Genomic DNA, 24,184 nt, shown 5'->3' on the forward strand with positions numbered 1-24,184 from the left:
TATTGCAATGTATTTCTTCAATTAGGGTGGCACCACGGGATACAAATCTCGTCCCTTGTATATGTTTTGATATACAAGGGGCGGGATTTTTTTGTTTGTTTTTTTCCTAGAGTGTGCCCCGATAATCCTATACATAGGCTATAACAGGAGGGTAAAACCATGCAAATAAATATTCCAAGAGGTACGCAAGATATTCTGCCAGGCACAGTAGAAAAATGGCAATATATCGAAAATCGTATTAAAGATCTTTGCGATCGTTTTCAGTATAACGAAATAAGAACACCAATCTTTGAACATACTGAGCTGTTTTTGCGCAGTGTTGGAGATACAACAGATATTGTGACAAAGGAAATGTACACATTTGAGGACAGAGGCGAAAGAAGCCTGACTTTAAGACCAGAAGGAACAGCTTCTGTAGTCCGCTCATTTGTAGAAAATAAAATGTTTGGTTTGCCATCACAGCCAGTTAAGCTTTTCTATTTAGGGCAAATGTTCCGTTATGAACGCCCACAGGCAGGCAGATTCCGCCAATTCGTTCAGTTTGGAGTAGAAGCAATCGGTAGTAAAGATCCAGCGATCGATGCGGAAGTAATGGCACTAGCCTATTCCGTTTATGAATCACTTGGGCTGTCAAAATTGAAGCTTGTTGTTAACAGCCTTGGAGACAAGGAAAGCAGGCTTGCACACAGAGAAGCGCTGATGGGCCACTTTAGCCCAAGCATCGGTGAATTCTGTAAGGATTGCCAAAGTCGTCTTGAAAAGAACCCGATGAGAATCCTTGATTGTAAAAAAGACCATGATCATCCGTTAATGAAGTCGGCTCCATCCATTCTTGAATATTTAAATGAGGATTCCAAGCAATACTTTGAAAAAGTACAAGCTTATTTAACTGCCTTGAATATTCCTTATGAAGTGGATTCTAATCTTGTCAGAGGACTAGATTACTATAACCACACTGCATTTGAAATTATGAGTGAAGCAGAAGGATTTGGAGCGATTACGACATTATGCGGAGGCGGTCGCTACAATGGGCTAACAGAAGAGCTTGGCGGTCCGGAAGCACCTGGTATCGGCTTTGCGATGAGCTTAGAAAGATTACTTGCTGCATTACAGGCAGAAGGAATTGAATTGCCAATCGAAAAGAAAATTGATTGCTATCTTGTTGCATTAGGTGAGGAAGCGAAGGATTATACAGTCGGGCTTCTAAATGAATTGCGCAAAGCAGGATTTTCTGCAGAAAGAGATTACTTGGACAGAAAAGTAAAAGGGCAATTTAAAGCAGCAGATCGCTTGCAAGCTAAGTTTGTCGCAATATTAGGGGAAGATGAGCTGAAAGAAAACAAAATCAATGTGAAGAGCCAGGAGACTGGTGAACAAAAACAAGTAAATCTGGATCATTTAGCGGCGGCTTTAAAGGATTTTCAGAGCTATTAATAGATAAGGGAAACTTAAAGGAGGATAAATATGTTTGGTAGAACGTATTATTGTGGTGAAGTACCAGAAAAGGCTATTGGCGAAAAAGTTAGTTTAAAGGGCTGGGTTCAAAAAAGACGTGATTTAGGTGGATTGATTTTCATTGATTTACGTGACCGTACGGGCGTCGTGCAAATTGTGTTTAACCCTGAAATAAATAAAGAAGCGCTTGAGGTTGCAGAAAAAGTAAGAAACGAGTTTGTTTTAGATATTAAAGGAACTGTTGTTGCAAGGCAGGAAGGAACTATTAATGAAAACCTGTCAACAGGAAAAGTAGAAATCGTAGTTGATGAGATTTCGATTCTTAATGAAGCAAAAACACCTCCATTCACTATTTCTGACAAAACAGATGTGGCAGAGGAAGTTCGCTTAAAGTATCGCTACTTGGATTTCAGAAGACCAGTTATGTTTGAAACATTGAAAATGCGTCATCAAGTAACAAAAATCATGAGAGACTTTTTAGATAGCGAAGGATTCTTGGACATTGAAACACCAATTCTGACGAAGAGTACTCCAGAGGGAGCAAGAGATTATCTTGTGCCAAGCCGTGTGCATCCAAATGAATTCTACGCATTACCGCAATCGCCGCAGCTTTTCAAGCAGCTGTTGATGGTTGGCGGAATTGAGCGCTACTACCAAATTGCTCGCTGCTTCCGTGATGAGGATTTACGTGCAGATCGTCAGCCAGAATTCACACAGCTGGACATTGAAACTAGCTTTGTGAGTCAGGAAGACATCATGAATATGATGGAAAATATGATGGTAACAATTATGCGTGAAGTAAAAGGAATCGATGTTCCTGCACCATTCCCAAGAATGCCTTACGATGAAGCAATGGCAAGATACGGTTCTGATAAGCCTGACACAAGATTTGACATGGAGCTAACAGACCTTTCTGAAATCGTGAAAGACTCTAGCTTTAAGGTTTTTGCAGCAGCTGTTGAATCAGGCGGCCAAGTGAAAGCAATCAATGTAAAACAAGCGAGTGATAAATACTCTCGTAAGGACATCGACGCTTTAACAGATTTCGTGAAGGTTTATGGTGCAAAAGGATTAGCTTGGTTGAAGGCAGAGGAAGACGGTTTGAAAGGACCTATCTCTAAATTCATTTCTGAGGAAGAGCAAAAAGCATTTGAAGCAGCACTTTCCATTGAAAGTGGAGATTTATTGCTGTTTGTAGCAGATAAAGCAAATGTTGTCGCAGATTCATTAGGTGCACTTCGTCAAAAATTGGCGAAAGAACTGAACCTAATTGACCCAGACAAGTTCAATTTCCTATGGGTGACAGATTGGCCGTTGTTCGAATATGATGAAGAAGAAAATCGTTTCTATGCGGCACACCATCCATTCACAATGCCAAAAAGAGAGGATATCGAACTGCTTGATTCTAATCCTAAGGCTGTCAAAGCACAAGCATATGATATCGTATTGAATGGTTATGAGCTTGGTGGTGGATCACTTCGTATTTTCGAAAAGGATATCCAAGAAAAAATGTTCAGTATGCTAGGCTTCTCAAAAGAAGAGGCTTATGAGCAATTTGGCTTCTTGTTAGAAGCATTTGAATACGGGACACCACCACATGGCGGAATCGCAATTGGCTTAGACAGACTTATCATGCTGCTGTCTGGCAGAACGAATCTTCGTGACACAATTGCATTCCCGAAAACAGCAAGCGCAAGCTGCTTACTTACAGATGCACCTGGCGAAGTTTCTCAAAGCCAGCTTGATGATTTGCATCTTGCCCTTAAAGCACCGAAACAAAACGACTGATTGAAAAGAGGCTGGGTCATAAGTATGTGAATCAGCGTAAAGACCGAACTACTTAATCAACTATTGATTAGATAGTTCGGTTTTTTGTTTTTAGTTTAAATACAAAAAATTAGAAAATTTTAGTGGAATGGAGCGGAGGCCACTCGACTACTAAGGGAAATAGAGGACGCTTTAGACCCCACAGGCGAAGACGAGGAGGCTCCATTCCTCCCCGCGGAAAGCGCAAGGACGAGCGCGCAATGAAACGAACTAACTTTAACTCAGCATTCTATTTAGACACAACCTTCATTTTTCAAATTTAGTTGTAATTCTATTATTCGTGTTTAGAAAGCTTATCTTTTGTTTGGTCTCAGCCTCTTTTTCCTTTATACTCAAATCGGTCTAGGGCTAGAACCTGTCTACATTTTATGTTATAGTACAAAAGGGTTTAAGAGTAGATAATACTAGAAATCATAAATAGATATAAAGGAATTGCCAATTCCTGTTTGACGGTAAATCTAATAATGGAGTTGAAGAAATAGATGTTGCACCAATTTTCAAGAAATGAATTAGCAATTGGCACTGAGGGATTAGAAAAGTTAAAAAACAGCACTGTTGCAGTACTGGGCATAGGGGGAGTAGGCTCCTTTTCTGCGGAGGCTTTAGCTCGTTCCGGTGTCGGCAAATTGATTTTGATTGATAAGGATGATGTTGATATCACGAATGTCAATCGCCAAGTAATTGCACTATTATCAACTGTAGGACGCCCGAAAGTAGATATAATGAAGGAACGTATTGCTGATATTAATCCAGAGTGCGAAGTGATTGCGTTGAAAATGTTTTATACGGAAGAAACGTATGAAGAAATTTTTGCATACGGTTTAGACTATGTTGTTGATGCGTCTGATACAATTTCCTATAAAATTCATTTGATGAAGGAATGCTTAACAAGAAATATTCCCATCATTTCCAGCATGGGTGCAGCAAATAAAATGGACCCAACTCGTTTCCAGATTGCTGACATCAGCAAGACGCATACAGATCCAATTGCTAAAGTAGTTCGTCTTCGTTTGCGAAAAGAAGGCATACGCAAAGGAATTAAAGTGGTATTCTCTGATGAGAGCCCGATTGTTATTAGGGAGGATGTTCGTAAAGTGGTCGGCAAAGATAATGCACCAATTCGTAAGGCAAAAATGCCTCCATCTTCGAATGCATTTGTCCCTTCTGTTGCTGGCTTGATTATGGCAAGTCACGTTGTAAAAGAATTGTTAGGCGATATTAAAATAGTACGTGTTAACGACTAATAAGTGAAAAGCCCAGGCTGGGAGCAGCCTGGGTTTTTGTATGTTAAATAGCTGGCTTAAATTGACAAATTACCTATTGCTTATGGAAATGTATTAGTGTACTATTTTGATAGTACACTAATACATTTATTCGGGGAGATATATATGAACGCTTTTAAGGGCTTATTGAGAAAGGATATAAAGATTTCTATCGGCTATTTTTACACGATTATGATTTTTATGGTCATAGCTTTTGCTGCAGGTTGGCTATTTTCCAACTATTACGATACCCGCATGCTTGTTGGAGTGATTTCGTTTGCTTTAATCATTGCACATGTTATTTATTTACCTGGATCGCTGTTGACATCTCTTAATATGGAAGGGAAAACACAATTATGGCTTCATAATCCGCAAAGCAGTGCGAAATTATTGCTGTCAAAGCTGACAGCCTGTTCCTTGCTGTCTGTGTGCTCGACTATCCTCATCACGATTATTACGATTATCAGTATTGCTTCGTTAGCAGAGTTCAACGAGATGTTCTCTACTGGTGATATTGTCATGATTGCTGTTGCAATTTGGGTGCTATCGTTTTATATCAGCATTTGGGTCCTATTTTATTGGACTGTTTATCATAGTATCGCGAGAGTTCAAGCTTTAAAAAAACTCCGCTGGCTTGTTCTTATTGCAATCTGGTATTTATGGGAAATGTTAACTGGGTTATTCGGGAAAATTAGTTTTGTTCAAGCTTTAAAAGACAAATGGATGTTGAATATAGGAAACGTATTTCATATGGAAACAGGGGCAAATTCCTTCCAAGCCAGCTTTGAAATGATGGATATATCCATATTTGTTCTTGCTGGCTATTGTTTGACAGCAATTCTGCTCTTCTGGCTTTCTTCTTGGGCTTTAGACAAGAAAGTGGAGGTGTAAGGTGAATGTCTGATGACTTTAAAGCATCAAGGCCAATATATATGCAAATTGTTGATAAAATCATGCAGCAAATTGCAAGACAGGAGCTGAAAGAGGGGCAAAAGCTTCCTTCTGTTAGAGAAATGGCCATTGAGTCAGGAGTAAATCCAAATACAATCCAAAGAACCTACAGTGAGTTGGAGAGGATGCATATTGTGGAAACGAAAAGAGGACAGGGGACATTCATCACGGATAAAAGGGAAGTGCTGGAGGAAGTGAAGAAAAAACTGCAGTTTGATATTGTCGACAGGTTTATTGCGAATATGAAGGAGCTTGGCATGTCTGAGGAAGAACTGATAGCAGAACTGACGCAGCATTTGAACAGAAGAAAGGAGGGAAAGTCTTGATTTTATTTCAAAAAGTCACCAAAAAATACGGGAAAGAAACAGCCTTACAAGACATTGATTTCACCTTCGAACAAGGCAAGATATACGGACTGGTCGGAGCTAATGGGAGTGGGAAATCAACTACCCTGAAAATGATTGCAGGACTTGTCCAGCCAACCTCAGGAAGTGTAAGTGTCAACGGCAAAAAAGCGAATCGGAAAATCGCTGCTGACGTTTCTTATTTAACCGAATTAGATATGTTTTACGAAGGTTTTACTGTATTAGATATGCTTGAGTTTTCCGCCTCGCAATTTCAGGATTTAAATATGGAAACAGCTTATGAACTTATAAGCTATATGGCGCTCGATAAAGATAAAAAAATCAAAGAGCTGTCTAAAGGAAACAGAGGAAGATTAAAGCTTGTTATCAGCTTAAGCAGGAAGGTGCCTGTGTTATTGCTTGATGAACCATTTTCAGGGTTAGATCCGATGGTTAGAGAGTCAATTGTAAAGGGCTTGCTTCATTATATTGATTTTGACAGACAAACTGTCATCATTGCCACACATGAGATTGCCGAGATTGAACCGCTTTTGGATGATGTGGTTGTCATAAATCAAGGTCATTTCGCAGCACATTTTCATGTGGAAACACTTAGAGAACAATATGGACTTTCTGTTGTTGAGTGGATGAGAGAAAATATTAAGCAGTTATAGAGAGGGGAGCTAGTATGGCAAGTGTTGTAGAACTGAAAGATGTTTCAAAAATCATTAAAGGCAGGAAAATCATCGACCGTTTAAGCTTCAATGTCGAAGAGGGAGAAGTGTTTGGCTTTCTTGGCCCAAATGGTGCAGGGAAAACGACAACAATCCGTATGATTGTAGGACTTATCAGCATGTCTGACGGAGATATTTTTATTTGTGGCAATAGTGTCAAAAAAGATTTCGAAAAGGCAGTTCAGCATGTTGGTGCAATCGTGGAGAATCCGGAAATGTATAAATTTCTGTCTGGCTATGATAATTTGGTGCACTATGGGCGGATGATAAAAGGAGTTAGTAAAGCAAAGATAGCAGAGGTTGTCGAGCTTGTTGGCCTTACCGACAGAATCAATGACAAGGTCAAAACGTATTCACTTGGTATGAGACAAAGGCTAGGGCTTGCCCAAAGCTTATTGCATGACCCTAAAGTCCTTATCCTTGATGAGCCGACGAACGGCCTTGATCCTGCAGGAATAAGAGAGATTCGTGATCATTTAAGAATGCTTGCAAGAGACAGAGGAATGGCTGTTATTGTTTCCAGTCATCTGTTATCAGAAATGGAAATGATGTGTGACAGAATCGGTATTATCCAGCAAGGCAAGCTTGTGGATGTTCAGCTTGTGAAGGATTTTGTCAGCAATGCAGAAAAGCTGTATGAGCTGGAACTGGACCGTTTGGATGATGCGATCAATTTAATCACCGAGCATTTGCCAGGTATAAACCTTACAAAAAGTGATTCTTGCCTGGAGGTACCGGTTAAAAAAGAGCAAGTTCCTGAACTGGTCAAACTACTTGCGAGCCATGATATTTCTATATTTGGAATAAGAGAGATATCGAAAACACTCGAAGATAGATTCTTAGAAGTGACCAATGAGAAGGGGGAGTTATAATGCTGCAGCTGCTTCAGAATGAATGGATGAAAATATGGAAGCGCACTGCCACACATGTAATGGTCGTATTATTGCTGCTGAGTTCAATAGCGATCGGTGCTATAACTAAATATCAGGAGTATGGCTTGTCAGTCCCTGATAATGAAAATTGGAAGCAGGGCCTCGAGCTTGAGACCAAGGAATATCAAAAACAGCTTGATGATGGAACAGTTGACCCAACTTCCATTGACTACACTAGACAACAGATTGCTATTAACAAATACAGGATAGAGCATAATATCTCAACGAATGTAGATTATTCGGCATGGGACTTTGTGTCAGATACTACAGAGCTTATTTCCTTTGCAGGCTTGTTTACCATTATCATTGCTGCAGGAATTGTCGCAAATGAGTTTACATGGGGGACGGTGAAGCTGCTGCTTATCCGCCCGATAAGCAGAGCAAAAATATTATTGTCTAAATATTTGACAGTATTGCTGTTTGGTATTTGCCTGCTTTTCATTTTGTTTGTTTTTTCTATACTACTTGGAGGAATATTATTCGGTTTCCCTGACACTCATACTCCTTATTTGAATTATCATGATGGAGCTGTTACAGAACAAAACATGATTGTGCATTTGTTAATATCATACGGACTCAACTCTATTAGTTTATTAATGATAACAACAATGGCATTTATGATTTCAAGTGTCTTCCGAAACAGCTCCCTTGCTGTTGGAATCTCGATTTTTCTTATGTTTATGGGCAGCACGGTCACATTTATGCTTGCAACAAAGTTTGAATGGGCAAAGTACATCTTATTTGCCAATACAGATCTAAGCCAATATTTTGAAGGTGCACCAATAGTTCAAGGAATGACGATGACATTCTCCATTATTATGCTTTGCGTGTATTTTTTGATTTTCCATCTTCTTGCATTTTTAGTGTTCAAGAAAAGAGATGTAGCTGCATAAGTAGTCTAAGAGCGGATGGCTGATGCCATTCCGCTTTTTTGTTTTAAAGTCTAAACTTTTCGTTTCCGCATGAGATTGCGATATAATAGTTAATAAAGAAGTGCGACAAAAGGTGTGAGTACAGTGAATGGAGAACCATTAGCATATCGAATGAGACCAACGACAATTGATGAGGTTGTCGGGCAACAGGATATAATCGGTAACCAAACAAGCTTATATAAAATGATTAAAAACGGCTATGTACCATCCATGCTTTTATATGGTGAGCCTGGTATAGGAAAAACCTCCATTGCCTTTGCGATTGCGGGTACAACAAGCTTGCCCTTTATTGCTTTAAATGCAACGACTGCAGGCAAAAAAGATGTGGAAGCAGTTGTGGACGAAGCAAGGCTGACAGGCAAGGTGCTGCTTTTTCTTGATGAGATTCATCGTTTTAATAAAGCCCAGCAGGATTATTTGCTTCCACATGTGGAAAGAGGAGATATCGTTTTGATTGGGGCAACAACAGAAAACCCTTATCACGATGTGAATCCCGCGATCAGAAGCCGATGTGGCCAGATCAAGCAGCTAAAAAGATTGACAGATTCAGATATTGAGGAGCTGCTCACACGAGCAATCAAGGAAGAACGCGGCCTTGGCAGTTTTGCTATTGAGATTACGGATGAACAAATTAAAAAAATTGCACAAGGGACAAATGGGGACGCAAGAAAATCTCTCACCCTTTTAGAATCAATCGTCTACTCTTCTGACAAGAAAGATGGCAAATTTATTATAAAAGACGAGATGGTTGAGTCGATGATTGAAAAAGTCGGTGTGTATGGAGATAAGAAGGGCTCCCATTTCTACAATTTACTGTCAAGCCTGCAAAAAAGCATTCGTGGCAGCGATGTTGATGCTGCTCTTTATTATTTGGCCCATTTGCTCGAAACTGGTGATCTTGTGGCAGTCAACAGAAGACTGCTTGTTATCGCCTACGAGGATATTGGACTAGCCAAAACGTCTGTCGGCAATAATGTCCTTGCTGCTGTTACAGCCAGCGAACGGCTTGGCCTTCCTGAAGCAAGAATTCCATTATCTGTTGCTGTTGTGGAAATGTGCTTGTCCTCTAAATCAAATGCCGCATACAAAGCACTTGATGCAGCAATAGCTGATGTAAGAAGCGGCAATGTCGGGGATATCCCGATGCATCTTCGTGACGGTCATTATGCCGGGAGTAAGGTGCTAGGACATGTAGGATATGTATATCCCCATGATTATCCAATCGGTACGTTCGGCGGCTGGGTTAATCAGGACTATTTACCAGATAAGCTAAAGGGAACAAAGTATTATGAGCCGACAGAGGCAGGAGAAGAGAAAAAGCTTAAGGCTATTTATGAACGGTTAGCAGGATTCCGGACAGATAGCGGGAAAAAACAATAAGGGAAGTGCAGCAGTATTGAAGATGGACAAAATAGAGCTTCTTCACTTAAAGATGCCTTTGCTTCATCCGTTTGAGACAAGCTTCGGCAGACTGACAGAAAAGGATTTCTATCTAATAAAAATGTTCAGTGGCGAGCATATTGGCTATGGAGAGTCTGTTGCTATGCCTAATCCAGGGTATACAGAAGAAACTACGGGGACTTCCGCCTATATGATGGAGGAATTTTTAATTCCGCTCCTTTTTAAAAATAAGATAAATCATCCGGACGATGTTTCTGCCATTTTTTCGCCAATCAGAAGAAATAATATGGCAAAAGCCGCATTAGAAGGTGCGGTTTGGGACCTTTATAGCAAAAAAAGAAAAATATCACTTGCACATGCTCTTGGGGGAACAAGAGAGAGTATTGATGTTGGTGTGAGCATCGGTATCCAAAAGTCAATCGATGATCTTCTTCTCAAAATAGAAGGGTACTTATCAGAGGGCTATAAAAAAATCAAAGTTAAGATTAAGCCAGGCTATGATTTGGAGCCATTGACTAAAATCAGAGAAAAATTCGGGATTAATATTCCGCTTATGGCGGATGCGAACTCGGCTTATTCTCTCGAGGATTTGGACCATTTAAAGAAATTGGATCCCTTAAAGCTATTGATGATCGAACAGCCCTTGGCATTTGATGATATGCTTGACCACGCAGTCTTGCAAAAACAGCTGGACACACCCATCTGTTTGGATGAAAGCATCTGTTCAGCAGAAGATGCTCGTAAAGCGATTGAGCTTGATAGCTGCAGAATCATCAATTTAAAAATTGGCCGTGTCGGTGGTTTGACAGAAGCAAAAAAAATTCATGATTTATGCCAAAAAAACAATATCCCTGTCTGGTGTGGCGGGATGCTTGAAGCAGGTGTCGGCAGAGCGCATAATATTGCCATAACCTCTCTTTCAAACTTTACGATTGCCGGTGATACATCGGCATCAGACCGTTATTGGCAGGAGGATATTATCCAGCCTGAGGTACAAATGTCTGCCCCAGGAAAAATAGCTGTTCCGACAAGTGCCGGAATCGGTTATGAATTAAACGAGCAAGTAATTAAAAAGTACATGATTGGAAAAAAGATATATACTAATGACATATAATACTTTTAGGTTAGCAGGAAATAACACAATCTTTTCTTTTAGAAGATTGTGCACGTTTAAAATACAGAATATTCGGTACATGCAGCATCGAACAAGGAGACGGAGGATAAATAGTTGAAAGAGAAAGTACATGAATGGGTTGACAAAAAAGCAGCAGAAATGAAAAAAATGTATCATTATTTGCATGAGCATGCAGAAATCAGCTGGGAGGAGAAGGAAACAACTACATTTATTTGTAAGCAGCTTGATGCACTCGACATACCGTATAAGACATTTTCTGACCAGACAGGAGCAGTCGGTTTATGGGGAAATGGCAAAGGTCCGACAATTGGTGTGCGTACAGATATGGATGCATTATGGCAAAATGTGAACGGTACATGGAAAGCGAACCATTCCTGCGGACATGATGCACATATGACAATCGTGCTTTTTACCCTTAAGTGCTTAAAGGAATTAGGCGTTGAGCCAAAGGGAATGATTAAAAGCTTCTTCCAGCCGGCAGAGGAAAAAGGAGCTGGAGCACTTTCATTCGTACATAAAAACCTTTTGGATGATGTTGATTATTTATTGGGACTTCATCTGCGACCAATTCAAGAAATGAGGTTTAATGAAGCATCACCTGCCATTTATCACGGAGCAGCTGCTTCCTTTAAAGGGCGAATTTACGGATTGCAGGCACATGCTGCACGTTATCATTTGGGGATAAATGTTATTGACAGTCTAACTTCCATCAATATGGCAATACGTTCTATTCCGCTAAATCCAATCATACCTGCATCTGCAAAAATGACGTTTGTTCAAGGTGGAGGGAAAAGCTTTAATATTATCCCTGATTATGCAGAGTTTGGTATTGATGTGCGTGCGCAAACGAATGAAGCAATGGATCAGCTTATCGATCAATTAAAGAGAAGTATTTATCATGCAGGAGAAGCGAATGGTGCAAAGGTGGAGCTTGAGCTTCTGTCAGAAATGCCTGCTGCAAGTAATAATGCGCTGATGGAAGAAGTAGTGTCAGCAAGCATAAAAGAAGTGCTTGGAGAAAAAGGGTTAGTTTCTCCTCCAGTCACACCAGGTGGAGAGGATTTTCATTTTTATCCGAAAAGCATGAAGCATCTTAAAGCGACAATGATTGGACTAGGAACAGACCTTAAGCCAGGGCTCCATCACCCTAATATGTCATTTGAGCTGGACAGCTTAGTGAATGGGGTAAAAATAATGGCATTAAGCGTATTAAGGCTGAATGGAGATATAGAATAATACAATTGGCAGCTTACAAATGGAGGCTGCCTTTTTGCCATACAAGAGAAATAATTTTAAAAGAAATGCACATAAAGGCATGGATTATCAAAAAAAAATGCAGAAATATGATATCCTATTGAATAGATAGGATATAACATAATTATAATGGAAAGTATCTAACTTGTGATGCAAGCGGCATACAGACAAAAATATGTTATAATGAATGTTCGAATTGCTGCGGATTAACGTAAATATGTAAAGGTGGATAATAATATGGGTGCCTTATTGAAAGCAAGAAAGCTCACATGGCGAACGGTAATATTTATTGTCGGCCTGCTTATTATGTCATTTGGAATTGTCCTTTTAATTAAAGCAGATTTAGGATCTGCACCATGGGATGTACTAAACATCGGCTTATTTTACCAACTTGGGTTAACGATCGGAAGCTGGACGATAATAGTCGGCTTTTTTGTCCTTTTTGTCAGTGCTGTTCTGTCTAAAACAATCCCGAAAGCCGGCGCATTTCTTAATATGCTGCTAGTGGGGCTTTTTATTGATTTGTTTTTGCTTATGCCGTTTATGAAGACACCAGAAGCACTATTTGGTAGAGGTGTAATGTTTTTACTAGGCTTAGTCATTATGGCGTATGGCATGGGCTTATATATTTCCGCTAAACTCGGAGCAGGTCCGAGGGACAGTCTAATGCTTGTTTTATCACAAAGGCTTGGGATGAGTATTTCCACGACAAGATTTATTATGGAGGCAATTGTGCTTTTTTCAGGATGGCTGATGGGCGGACCTGTTTTTTGGGGCACAGTGGTTTATGCCATTATCATTGGAAAAATAGCTGGCATTAGTATCCCGCAATGCCAAAGCTGGACAGATATGCTGTTGGCGAAAGTTCAAAAATCACATCAATTAAATAAAAAAATTGTAAATAATAGGAGTGCAGATATATGAAAATCTCAACAAAGGGCCGTTACGGCTTAACAATTATGATGGAATTAGCAAAAAAGCATGGAGAAGGCCCAATTTCTTTGAAGTCAATTGCCCAAACGAATGATTTGTCTGAACATTATTTAGAGCAGCTTGTCGCGCCGCTTCGAAACGCAGGCTATGTTCGCAGCATTAGAGGAGCATATGGAGGGTATGTGCTTGGCGATGATCCAAAAAACATCACTGCCGGAGATATCATTCGTACATTAGAAGGGCCAATTAGCCCTGTTGAAGGAATCGAGGATGAGGAGCCTGCCAAAAAAGCTCTTTGGATGAAAATCCGTGATGCGGTCAAGGACGTGCTTGATTCTACTACAATAGAGGATTTGGCGAACCATAAAGAAGAAGGCGATTCTGAATCCTACATGTTCTATATTTAAGTGGTGCTAAAAGCTAAAAGCAAATAGTTGGCAAGTATTTGACTATCCTATTACTATAAGGTAGTTGGATTTTTAGAATAATAAATTTCAGTAGGTGAAGATGTTGGAACATATATATGTGGATCATGCGGCAACATCGCCGATGCATCCAAAAGTTATTGAAAAAATGCATGAAGTAATGCAGCAAGCTTATGGTAACCCTTCAAGTATCCATACATTCGGACGACAAGCCCGAAAAATTATTGATAATGCGAGAAACAGTCTTGCTGCGAGCATCGGGGCACAAGAAACGGAAATTATTATTACAAGCGGCGGGACCGAAGCAGACAATCATGCAATATTCGGTGTAGCAGACAGCTACCAGCATAAGGGCAAGCATATTATTACAACTGAAATTGAGCATCATGCCGTACTAATTGCCTGTCAGGAGCTGGAGAAGAAGGGCTTTGATGTCACATATCTACCAGTTAATGAATTTGGTGTTATTGATCTTGATGTGTTGAAAAGGGAATTAAGAGACGATACTATTCTTGTAACAATTATGTATGGAAACAATGAGGTCGGAGCAATCCAGCCTATCACAGAAATAGGGGAGTTGCTAGTAAACCATCAAGCACTTTTCCATACAGATGCAGTCCAAGCATATGGTGTAGAGGATATTGATGTGAAGAAGCAGCATATTAATCTGTTGTCCGTCTCCTCGCACAAAATCAACGGACCAAAAGGGATTGGCTTTCTCTATTTAGAGAACGGCATCCAGCTTTCACCGCGTTTATTTGGCGGTGAACAGGAAAGAAAACGTAGAGCTGGAACGGAAAATGTTCCAGCATTAGCAGCCTTCCAGCTCGCAGCAGAGATTGCTATTTCTGAGAGACTGGAAAAAAGGCAAAAGTACGAAGCATATAAAAATATACTCGTTCAAATCTTGAAGGAACACAAAATTGAGTTCCAGCAAAACGGATTAGTTGAAAATACACTGCCACATGTTTTAAACTTAAGCTTTCCTGGAACAAATGTAGAGGCCTTGCTCGTCAATCTTGACTTGGCTGGAATTGCCGCATCAAGCGGTTCTGCTTGTACAGCAGGCTCCATCGATCCTTCTCATGTGCTTGTGAGCATGTATGGGGAGAATTCGGAAAGGACGAAAAACTCTATTCGATTTAGCTTCGGGTTATACAATACAGAAGAACAGATCAAGCATGTCGGAAGCGAGCTGTCAAAAATCGTGCAAAGGTTGACAGCCAAATAAATCCGTTTATTTGAACTGTACTCTTCTTAGATAGATGGACTTAGAAATACTGGGGGGAATGAAATGGAAAAAGCACCAAAAGATACACGCGTAGTTGTCGGCATGTCAGGAGGAGTTGATTCCTCTGTTGCTGCATTGCTTCTTAAAGAGCAAGGCTATGACGTTATCGGAATATTTATGAAGAACTGGGACGATACGGACGAATTCGGTGTTTGTACAGCGACAGAGGATTATGAAGATGTTATTCGTGTCTGCAATCAGTTGGGCATTCCGTATTATGCCGTTAACTTCGAAAAGCAGTATTGGGATAAAGTTTTCACTTATTTCCTTGATGAATATAAGGCTGGCAGAACACCAAATCCTGATGTAATGTGCAACAAAGAAATTAAGTTTAAGGCATTTTTAGAGCATGCCATGAATCTTGGCGCAGACTATTTGGCTACAGGTCATTATGCACAAGTTGTGCGCGAGGACGGTAAAGTTCGCATGTTAAGAGGTAAGGACGATAATAAGGACCAAACTTATTTTCTTAACCAATTAACAGAAGAGCAGTTAAGTAAGGTAATGTTCCCAATTGGCGGTATGGAAAAGTCAAAGGTACGTGAGCTTGCTGCTGCAGCGAACCTGGCAACTGCAACGAAAAAGGACAGTACAGGTATTTGCTTTATTGGTGAACGTAACTTCAAAGAATTTTTAAGTGGATATTTGCCTGCACAAAAAGGCAATATGGAAACATTTGATGGCAAGGTTGTCGGCAAACATGATGGGTTAATGTACTATACAATCGGGCAAAGACATGGATTAGGTATCGGTGGAAGCGGAGACCCATGGTTTGTTATTGGCAAGGACTTAGCAAGAAATGTATTATATGTTGGCCAAGGCTTCCATCACGAAATGCTCTATTCAGACAGCATTATCGCTGACAATGTAAGCTGGGTTTCAACAGATGAAACTTCAAAAACATTTGAATGTACAGCTAAATTCCGTTATCGCCAACCAGATAATAAAGTGACAGTCGAAATATTAGACGGTTCAAAAGTGAAAGTAACCTTCCATGAGCCAATTCGTGCGGTTACTCCAGGACAAGCTGTTGTCTTCTATCAAGGAGAGGAATGCCTTGGCGGAGGAACAATTGACAAAGTGTTCCGTAACAACGAACAGTTGACATATGTAGGCTAAAGAAACAGAGAAACTAAATAACGCACAACTTTCGTTAAGAGGTGGTGCGTTGAGTTAGTTTCTCTTTTTTTTAGAAAGAGTGAGGCTGGTGAATTGGAAGATTTCCATAGGGCCAAAATATGCTATACTTTTAGTGAAGAAACGGAGTGTGTTAATTGTGGAGACAAATCAATTAGGTATTAAATATATGCAAGAGGGTAAATGGGAAGAAGCAGCAAAAATCTTCATGGAAGAAATCGAGAAAGATCCGGGCAATGCTGTATCCTATGTGAATTTTGGCAATGTGCTGTCCGCATTAGGCGATTTAGATAGAGCGATAACATTTTACAAAAAAGCAATGGAAATAGATCCTGAAATGGCTGCTGCTTACTATAGTGCAGGAACTGTTTATTTTGAACAAGACGAGCTTGAGTCAGCTAAAGCAATGTTTGAGGAAGCATTAGCAAAAGGACTTGAATCAAGCGATAATTATTTCATGCTTGGCATGGTTTATATCGGGATGGAAAAACCGGTGCTTGCCATCCCATTTTTGCAGCGTGCTGTTGAATTGAACGGTGAAGATGCAGAGGCTTTGTTCCAGCTTGGCTTATGTCTTGCACAAGGTCAATATTTAGACGAAGCGACAGAAAAGTTTTTAAGCTGTATTGAGCTGGACCCAGAGCATGCTGATGCCTATTACAATCTCGGTGTTGCATACGGGTTTAAGGAACAGGAAGAAAAGGCCTTGGAGATGTTTAATAAAGCCTTAGAAATCCAGCCTGATCACCAGCTTGCACTAATGGGTAAGCAAATCATCGGAGGCTAAAAAATTACGAAAATTCAAGGAAGGGGGGAGAATAATTGGAAGAGCAAAATTCACTGGATCTGTTCGCAGAACAAGGCAAATACGTGAAAGGACGTCATCTTGTTACAATATTTCATAATGAAGAAAACCTTTATACTGTGCTTAGAATAAGGGTGGATGAAACAAATGATAATTATGAAGATAAGGAAGCGGTTGTCACTGGGTATTTGCCAAAGATGCATGAGAATGATACATACACATTCTTTGGTGAATTTAAAGACCATCCTCGATTTGGACTGCAGTTCCAGGTTTCCTCTTTTCGTAAAGAGATGCCACAGACTAAACAAGGTGTTATTACTTATTTGTCCAGTGAGCTGTTTAAAGGAATCGGCCAAAAAACAGCAGAAAATATTGTCGAGTCTTTAGGAGAAAATGCCATTGCAAAAATCTTAAATGAACCATCCCTGTTAGACTCTGTTCCAAAACTTCCTCCGGACAAGGCAAAAGCACTTTATGATACGCTTATGCAAAACCAAGGGCTGGAGCAAGCGATGATTTCATTAAACCAATATGGCTTTGGGCCACAGCTTTCCATGAAGATTTATCAGACATATAAGGACAATACGCTGGAAATTATCCAGTCTAATCCATATAAATTGGTCGAGGATGTGGAAGGGATTGGTTTTGGCAGAGCAGATGATTTAGGGTCACAAATCGGGCTTGTCGGGGGCCATCCTGACAGAATTAAAGCAGGCTGTTTATATGTATTGGAGCTTGGTAGCAGCCAGGAAGGTCATGTTTATCTAGAAGCAGAATATGTGCTAAACAGGGTTAAGGATCTTTTGGAGGAAAATAAGCAAGAGCAGATTGAGTTTTCCGCCATTGCCAATCAGATTGTTTTGCTGGAGGAAGAAAAGAAAATCATTGTCGAGGATAAGAAAATTTTCCTGCCATCACTCTATTATTCGGAAAAAGGCGTTGTTCGCCATATCAAAAGGATTATGGAGCAAAAGGAATATGAAGACCAATTTCCGGAATCTGAATTTTTGCTTGCTTTAGGAAATTTAGAGGACAGGCTTGGCGTTCAATATGCTCCCTCGCAAAGAGAAGCAATTCAGACTGCTCTCATGTCGCCAATGCTTATGCTGACTGGTGGACCAGGGACAGGGAAAACAACTGTTATTAAAGGGATTGTAGAGCTTTACGGTGAGCTGCATGGCTGCAGTCTTGATCCGAAAGAGTATAAAAAGGAGGAGCCTTTTCCATTCATCCTAGCGGCGCCGACAGGAAGAGCTGCTAAACGGATGGCAGAGTCGACAGGTCTCCCTGCTGTTACGATTCACCGTCTTTTAGGCTGGAATGGCAGTGGGGGCTTTGATAAGGATGAGGAAAATCCTCTTGATGGAAAGATAATCATTGTTGATGAAACCTCAATGGTAGACATTTGGCTCGCCTTTCAGCTGTTTAAAGCATTGCCCTCTAATATACAAGTAATCCTTGTTGGAGATGAAGACCAGCTTCCGTCCGTAGGACCGGGACAAGTTCTAAAGGACTTGCTTGCATCAGCCTGCATTCCGACCGTTCGACTTTCAGATATATACAGACAAAGTGAAGGCTCCTCTATCATTGAACTTGCTCATGAAATAAAAACCGGCAGACTTCCTGCTAATTTAATGCAGCAGCAAAAGGACAGATCCTTTATTAAGTGTTCTTCAGGACAAATAGCTCAAGCAATTGAAAAGGTCGTCCTTAATGCAAAGAATAAGGGTTATGCGCCAATGGATATTCAAGTTCTTGCTCCCATGTACAGAGGACCTGCTGGAATTGACCGTCTCAATGTGATTCTTCAGGAAATATTGAATCCGAATCCAGACGGAACAAGGAAGGAACTGAAATTCGGAGACGTTAAATACCGGATTGGTGATAAAGTGCTTCAGCTAGTCAATCAGCCTGAAAACAATGTTTATAATGGGGACATGGGAGAAATCGTCTCGATTTTTTATGCGAAGGAAAATACGGAAAAACAGGACATGGTTATCGTTTCCTTTGATGGAATTGAAGCAACGTACACAAGGCAGGATTTAAACCAAATAACCCATGCTTACTGCTGTTCTGTTCATAAGTCACAAGGAAGCGAATTTCCGATTGTAATAATGCCGATTGTTAAAAGCTACTATAGAATGCTGCGCAGAAATCTGATCTATACAGGCATTACAAGAAGTAAACAATTTTTGATTTTGCTTGGCGAAGTGGACGCGATGGAAATTGGCGTTGGCCGCAATGATGAGTTAAACAGGCAGACCTCCTTGCAGGAAAAACTGAAAGAGATTTTTTCAGCGGATATAACTACAGGTGAGGAAGATGCTGAGGTTTCGCTTTTCTACAGTGAGCGAATTACAGAAATTGACCCGCTTATCGGCATGGAAAATATATCTCCTTATGATTTTATGGAGCAAACAGACACGAAATAATAGAGGAAAAGTTTGTTATACATTGTTCTGTTTTTGTAGCATAACCTAAAGATGTCATCCTTAATGGCCAAGGATGACATCTGTTTTTTTGTAAAAAATTAGCCGACTCCTATAAAACTTAATAAAATGATGTTTATTTATTGTGTAAGTTGGACAGAATGGAAACACCAGTGACATTATCTTCCGTTCGTTTTGTGATGATGTCGTAAACTTAAATTTTTGAGGTGTTTTCAGATGTTAATCTGTCCTAATTGCCAAAGCAAAGATATCGGAAAAATTGGAATCAGCCAGTATTATTGCTGGAGCTGTTTTATTGAGCTTTCATTAGTAAAAGGTATCATTCATACACATCAGGTGGAAGAGGATGGAAGCCTTAGCTCCTTAGATGATTTGTTTGAGGAAGATAATCGCAGATATAGCTGACAAAATAATAATGTATGAACAGAGGAGGCGTAATTTCGCCTCCTCTGTTTCGTATAAATAATCACCTTTTCACACAAATTATGGGTGGAGGGGTTTTGTATGGAAATAAGGGTCAAATGGTATTATCGGTTAGCTTTTACACTATTACTATTTATCGTATTGTTTATATTCTTTAAATTATCTCCTATTTGGACTCCGATTGTGCAGCTCGTAATGAAGGTGGTTCTCCCCTTTATTCTTGGTGCATTTATTACGTATTTGCTTCATCCAGTTGTTGAAAAAATCCATGAAAAAGGCCTGCACCGCGGTCTTGCGGTAGCGTTAATATACATCCTCTTTTTTGGAGGTGTCGGGTACGGTCTTTACAAGTGTATACCGATTTTCATTATTCAAATGAGAGAGTTGACAGATAGTGCTCCAGAGCTTGCCAATCAGTATAGAAGCTGGGTTGACTTCATTCAGGAAAGAACAGAAGCGTGGCCAGATAACATGCAGACTAAAGTAGATAATGGAATAGAATCGTTTGAAGTGAAAATGGACGGGTTGCTGACAAAGCTTTTAAAGGGTGCAATGAACTTTGTGAATTCCTTTGTTATTTTCATGCTGATTCCATTCATTACTTTTTATATGCTGAAGGATTTCGAAGCAGTAAAAAAGGCAGCATGGCAATTGACTCCAAGCAAATGGCGGGAAAGCAGTGTACTGTTTTTGAAGGATGTGAACCTTTCATTAGGAAGCTACATAAGGGGACAGCTGCTCGTTTGCTTAATCATTGGCAGTATTTCGTCTATCTCCTTTTATTTCTTCGGCATGAAATATCCACTTGTGTTAGGAATTGTTATTGGTATTACAAATGTTATCCCGTACTTTGGACCAATCATTGGAGCCGTTCCTGCAGTGATTATTGCCAGTACAATGTCTGTCAAAATGCTCCTTATTGTCATCATTATCATTGTTGTGCTCCAGTTTTTAGAGGGTAATGTTCTATCGCCCTTCATTGTTGGGAAAAGCCTGCATATGCATCCTCTTTTTATTATGTTTGCTTTATTGCTTGGCGGAGAGATTGGTGGAATAGTCGGAATGGTCATAGCTGTTCCCCTTTTGTCTATTTTGAAAGTAGCAATTATTCATTTGCGTGTTCATTTTGGCAAAAGCAATAAACTAGACGCTTTGAAGTGAATGCATGTTGACAATAGCAACGAAAAATCAGTATAATTCGAGAGAAGAACATATTGGTAAAATGACGATAGAATCAAGTAGATTATAGCCCACTTTAAGCAAATGCTGCAGAGAGGAATTCCCATGGCTGAGAGGAATCCAAGTGAAGGATAATTGAAAGCTAGTTCTTGAATGCAGCTAATACCTGCCGTTCATCCGCGTTAAGGATATTGAGAGATGGCGGCATTATGCTGCCATAAATCAGGGTGGTACCACGAGCATACTTTCGTCCCTGTCCAGGGATGGGAGTTTTTTTTATGCTGAAAAACTTACTTCTCCCATATATGAGAGGTCATACATAGAAGGAGGCAAAACCTAATTATGAAAGTATTAACAGGAGCAGAAATCAGAAGAAAGTTTCTCGATTTTTTCCAGGAAAAAGGCCATAATGTTGAGCCAAGTGCATCATTAGTTCCCCATGAGGATCCATCTTTGCTTTGGATTAACAGCGGTGTTGCAACATTGAAGAAATATTTTGACGGTCGTGTTATTCCGGAAAATCCAAGAATCACAAATGCACAAAAATCAATTCGTACAAACGATATTGAAAATGTCGGAAAAACAGCAAGACACCAAACATTCTTTGAAATGCTAGGTAACTTCTCCATTGGAGATTATTTCAAAGAGGAAGCTATTGACTGGGCTTGGGAGTTTTTGACGGACGAAAAATGGATTGGTTTTGATAAAGAGAAACTATCTGTTACCGTTCACCCAGAGGATGAAGAGGCTTACGTATTATGGCGTGACAAAATTGGAATTCCAGAAAGCCGCATTATTCGTCTTGAAGGGAACTTCTGGGATATCGGTGAAGGACCAAGTGGACCAAACACAGAGATTTTCTATGACCGCGGACCAGAATACGGCAATGATTTAAATGATCCTGAATTATATCCAGGCGGCGAAAATGACCGTTACTTAGAAGTATGGAACCTTGTATTCTCTGAATTCAACCACAATCCAGACGGCACATACACTCCGCTTCCGAAGAAAAACATTGATACAGGAATGGGACTTGAGCGTATGGCTTCTGTTGTGCAAAATGTTCCTACTAATTTTGACACAGACCTGTTCACACCAATTATTGCAGCAACAGAACAAATTGCTGACGTGAAATATGGTGCTGCTAAGGATACAGATGAAGCGTTTAAAGTAATCGCTGACCATATTCGTACAGTAGCATTTGCGGTAGGTGACGGGGCATTACCGTCCAATGAAGGAAGAGGGTATGTTCTAAGACGTTTGCTGCGCAGAGCTGTTCGTTACGCGAAAAAAATCAACATTAACCGTCCGTTTATGTTTGAGCTTGTTCCTGTTGTGGGAGAAATCATGTTTGATTATTATCCAACAGTTAAGGAAAAATCAGAGTTTATTCAAAAAGTTATGAAGAGTGAGGAAGAACGTTTCCATGAAACGCTAAACGAAGGCTTGTCTATTCTTGGTGAGGTAATGGAAAAGGAAAAAGCGTCAGGAAATCTAATTATTTCTGGTGAAGACGTATTCCGCCTATATGACACTTATGGCTTCCCAGTTGAATTAACGGAGGAATATGCAGAAGAGCAAGGCATGAAAATTGACCATGAGGGCTTTGAGAAGGAAATGGAAAGCCAGCGTGAAAGAGCTCGCAAAGCACGCCAAGATGTTGGAAGCATGCAAGTTCAATCAAGTGTTCTTGGTGAAATAAAAGTGGAAAGTGAATTTGTCGGCTACCAATCATTGTCTACAACAGCAACAGTTGCTGCGCTTTTAGTTGATGGTGAAATCGTAGACAAAGCAGAAGAAGGACAGGAAATCCAGTTTATTTTGGACAAGACACCTTTTTATGCAGAAAGCGGCGGTCAAATCGCAGATGCAGGAGCAGTTTCATCAGATTCAGTTGTGATCCTAGTTCAAGATGTACAAAAAGCGCCAAACGGGCAAAACCTGCATCGAGGTGTTGTTCAATCAGGTGTGGTAACAGTTAATGATCAAGTGGAAGCTGCTGTTGACAGAAGCAACCGTTCGAAAATAATTAAAAACCATACGGCAACACATTTGCTTCACCAAGCACTGAAGGATGTCCTTGGAACGCATGTTAACCAAGCGGGTTCTCTTGTACAGACAGATCGTTTACGTTTTGACTTCTCACATTTCGGTCAAATTACAGCAGAAGAGCTGGAGAAAATTGAAAAAATCGTTAATGAAAAAATTTGGGACAGCATTCCTGTTCAAATCGACTATAAAGATATCGAAGAAGCGAAAGCAATGGGTGCAATGGCGTTGTTTGGCGAAAAGTATGGGAAAATTGTTCGTGTTGTTCAAGTGGGCGATTTCAGCCTTGAGCTTTGCGGTGGTATCCATGTTGATAATACTTCTACAATCGGCCTATTTAAGATTGTTACAGAAGCTGGTATTGGTGCAGGCACAAGAAGGATTGAAGCAGTTACAGGACAAGCAGCATATCAGCAGCTGACTGAGCAGCTTAATATTCTTAAAGATGCAGCAGGCAAGCTTAAAACGAATCCAAAAGATGTGGGAACAAGAATTGATACGATTCAAGCAGAACTAAAACAGTTGCAGCGTGAAAACGAGTCTCTTGCTGCGAAACTAAGCAATATTGAAGCAGGCAATTTAGTTGACCAAGTGAAGGATGTTGATGGCATCAACGTACTTACAGCAAATATTAAAGGTGTTGACATGAACAATCTGCGCACAATGGCAGATGACTTGAAGCAAAAGCTAGAGTCTGGCATCATTGTTCTTGGTAGTGCAAATGATGATAAAGTCAACTTAATTGCAGCAGTTACAAAAGACTTGATGGATAAAGGCTATCATGCTGGTAAAATCATCAAAGAAGTGGCAACTCGCTGTGGCGGTGGCGGTGGTGGCCGTCCAGATATGGCTCAAGCTGGCGGTAAAGACCCATCCAAACTGCAAGAAGCATTAAATCATGTTGAAGAATATATCAAATCCATTTGATAATATGGGCAAGTAGTGTAAAATGTAGGTATCAATTAACAGAATCTGTCTGAAAATAGAGGTGTTGTATATGAGCTCATTTGACAAAACAATGAGATTCAATTTTCCTGAAGAACCATATGAACATGACGTAAAAGAAGTATTAAATCAAGTGTATGATGCTCTTCAAGAAAAAGGCTATAACCCAATTAACCAAATTGTCGGCTATCTACTTTCAGGAGACCCTGCATATATACCGCGCCATATGGATGCACGAAATATTATGCGCAAACTAGAGCGAGATGAGATCATAGAAGAGCTTGTCAAATTCTATTTAAAACAGCAACGAGAGGATTAAC

21 protein-coding genes and 1 other annotated feature (1 of these 22 only partly in view) are annotated in these 24,184 nt (G+C 40.1%); all 21 genes read left to right on the forward strand.

The genetic code is table 11. The features are described 5' to 3' along the window. Positions 1-59, forward strand: a binding site (T-box leader); it begins 194 nt to the left of the window's first position. A 100-nt stretch (positions 60-159) separates the two neighbouring features. The 21 genes from hisS to EM808_RS06370 all read left to right on the forward strand — a co-directional run bounded on the left by hisS (position 160) and on the right by EM808_RS06370 (position 24,183). After that, positions 160-1,434 carry a histidine--tRNA ligase gene (gene hisS, locus EM808_RS06270; RefSeq protein ID WP_127737334.1) on the forward strand — a complete coding sequence of 425 codons (1,275 nt, stop codon included), beginning with the start codon at positions 160-162 and terminating at the stop codon, positions 1,432-1,434. 30 nt (positions 1,435-1,464) lie between these two features. Continuing rightward, the gene (aspS, locus tag EM808_RS06275; protein ID WP_127737335.1) at positions 1,465-3,243 is read left to right on the forward strand and encodes an aspartate--tRNA ligase; all 1,779 of its coding nucleotides are present in this window, start codon (positions 1,465-1,467) and stop codon (positions 3,241-3,243) included. 521 nt (positions 3,244-3,764) lie between these two features. Beyond that, entirely contained in the window at positions 3,765-4,526 is a 762-nt protein-coding gene (locus tag EM808_RS06280) for a tRNA threonylcarbamoyladenosine dehydratase (RefSeq protein WP_127737336.1), read from the forward strand. A 144-nt stretch (positions 4,527-4,670) separates the two neighbouring features. Then, the gene (locus EM808_RS06285) at positions 4,671-5,435 is read left to right on the forward strand and encodes a hypothetical protein (RefSeq protein ID WP_127737337.1); all 765 of its coding nucleotides are present in this window, start codon (positions 4,671-4,673) and stop codon (positions 5,433-5,435) included. A gap of 5 nt (positions 5,436-5,440) precedes the next feature. After that, positions 5,441-5,821, forward strand: coding sequence for a GntR family transcriptional regulator (locus tag EM808_RS06290; protein WP_127737338.1), 381 nt, complete (start codon positions 5,441-5,443; stop codon positions 5,819-5,821). After that, positions 5,818-6,513 (forward strand): ABC transporter ATP-binding protein, encoded by a 696-nt coding sequence (locus EM808_RS06295; RefSeq protein ID WP_127737339.1) that lies wholly within the window; start codon positions 5,818-5,820, stop codon positions 6,511-6,513. The genes EM808_RS06290 and EM808_RS06295 overlap by 4 nt, the downstream gene beginning before the upstream one ends. Positions 6,514-6,527: 14 nt before the next feature. Continuing rightward, the gene (locus EM808_RS06300; protein WP_127737340.1) at positions 6,528-7,445 is read left to right on the forward strand and encodes an ABC transporter ATP-binding protein; all 918 of its coding nucleotides are present in this window, start codon (positions 6,528-6,530) and stop codon (positions 7,443-7,445) included. Next, entirely contained in the window at positions 7,445-8,398 is a 954-nt protein-coding gene (locus EM808_RS06305; RefSeq protein ID WP_127737341.1) for an ABC transporter permease, read from the forward strand. Before EM808_RS06300 ends, EM808_RS06305 begins: the two co-directional genes overlap by 1 nt. Before the next feature lie 123 nt (positions 8,399-8,521). Continuing rightward, entirely contained in the window at positions 8,522-9,817 is a 1,296-nt protein-coding gene (locus EM808_RS06310) for a replication-associated recombination protein A (protein WP_127737342.1), read from the forward strand. Positions 9,818-9,833: 16 nt separating this feature from the next. Beyond that, complete coding sequence (gene menC / locus EM808_RS06315; RefSeq protein ID WP_127737343.1) at positions 9,834-10,952, forward strand: o-succinylbenzoate synthase; 1,119 nt, start codon at positions 9,834-9,836, stop codon at positions 10,950-10,952. Positions 10,953-11,066: 114 nt separating this feature from the next. Continuing rightward, positions 11,067-12,209, forward strand: coding sequence for a M20 peptidase aminoacylase family protein (locus EM808_RS06320; protein WP_127737344.1), 1,143 nt, complete (start codon positions 11,067-11,069; stop codon positions 12,207-12,209). 255 nt (positions 12,210-12,464) lie between these two features. Continuing rightward, positions 12,465-13,151, forward strand: a complete 687-nt coding sequence (locus EM808_RS06325) for a YczE/YyaS/YitT family protein (RefSeq protein ID WP_127737345.1) — start codon at positions 12,465-12,467, stop codon at positions 13,149-13,151. Then, complete coding sequence (cymR, locus tag EM808_RS06330; protein ID WP_127737346.1) at positions 13,148-13,567, forward strand: cysteine metabolism transcriptional regulator CymR; 420 nt, start codon at positions 13,148-13,150, stop codon at positions 13,565-13,567. Before EM808_RS06325 ends, cymR begins: the two co-directional genes overlap by 4 nt. 103 nt (positions 13,568-13,670) lie before the next feature. Beyond that, positions 13,671-14,816, forward strand: a complete 1,146-nt coding sequence (locus tag EM808_RS06335) for a cysteine desulfurase family protein (protein WP_127737903.1) — start codon at positions 13,671-13,673, stop codon at positions 14,814-14,816. 63 nt (positions 14,817-14,879) lie between these two features. Beyond that, the gene (gene mnmA, locus EM808_RS06340) at positions 14,880-15,995 is read left to right on the forward strand and encodes a tRNA 2-thiouridine(34) synthase MnmA (RefSeq protein ID WP_127737347.1); all 1,116 of its coding nucleotides are present in this window, start codon (positions 14,880-14,882) and stop codon (positions 15,993-15,995) included. Between the two features lie 157 nt (positions 15,996-16,152). Then, entirely contained in the window at positions 16,153-16,800 is a 648-nt protein-coding gene (locus tag EM808_RS06345; protein ID WP_127737348.1) for a tetratricopeptide repeat protein, read from the forward strand. 35 nt (positions 16,801-16,835) lie between these two features. Then, positions 16,836-19,250, forward strand: a complete 2,415-nt coding sequence (gene recD2, locus EM808_RS06350) for an SF1B family DNA helicase RecD2 (RefSeq protein WP_127737349.1) — start codon at positions 16,836-16,838, stop codon at positions 19,248-19,250. A 234-nt stretch (positions 19,251-19,484) separates the two neighbouring features. Beyond that, on the forward strand, positions 19,485-19,673 hold the full coding sequence (locus EM808_RS06355; protein WP_127737350.1) for a hypothetical protein: 189 nt from the start codon (positions 19,485-19,487) through the stop codon (positions 19,671-19,673). Between the two features lie 99 nt (positions 19,674-19,772). After that, entirely contained in the window at positions 19,773-20,852 is a 1,080-nt protein-coding gene (locus EM808_RS06360; RefSeq protein ID WP_127737351.1) for an AI-2E family transporter, read from the forward strand. Positions 20,853-21,212: 360 nt separating this feature from the next. Further along, complete coding sequence (alaS, locus tag EM808_RS06365) at positions 21,213-23,846, forward strand: alanine--tRNA ligase (protein ID WP_127737352.1); 2,634 nt, start codon at positions 21,213-21,215, stop codon at positions 23,844-23,846. A gap of 70 nt (positions 23,847-23,916) precedes the next feature. Beyond that, on the forward strand, positions 23,917-24,183 hold the full coding sequence (locus EM808_RS06370; protein ID WP_127737353.1) for an IreB family regulatory phosphoprotein: 267 nt from the start codon (positions 23,917-23,919) through the stop codon (positions 24,181-24,183). The last annotated feature ends 1 nt before the right edge of the window (position 24,184 follow it).

Source organism: Niallia taxi (assembly GCF_004005475.1).
In the GTDB taxonomy this organism is placed as follows: Bacteria; Bacillota; Bacilli; order Bacillales; family Cytobacillaceae; genus Niallia; species Niallia taxi.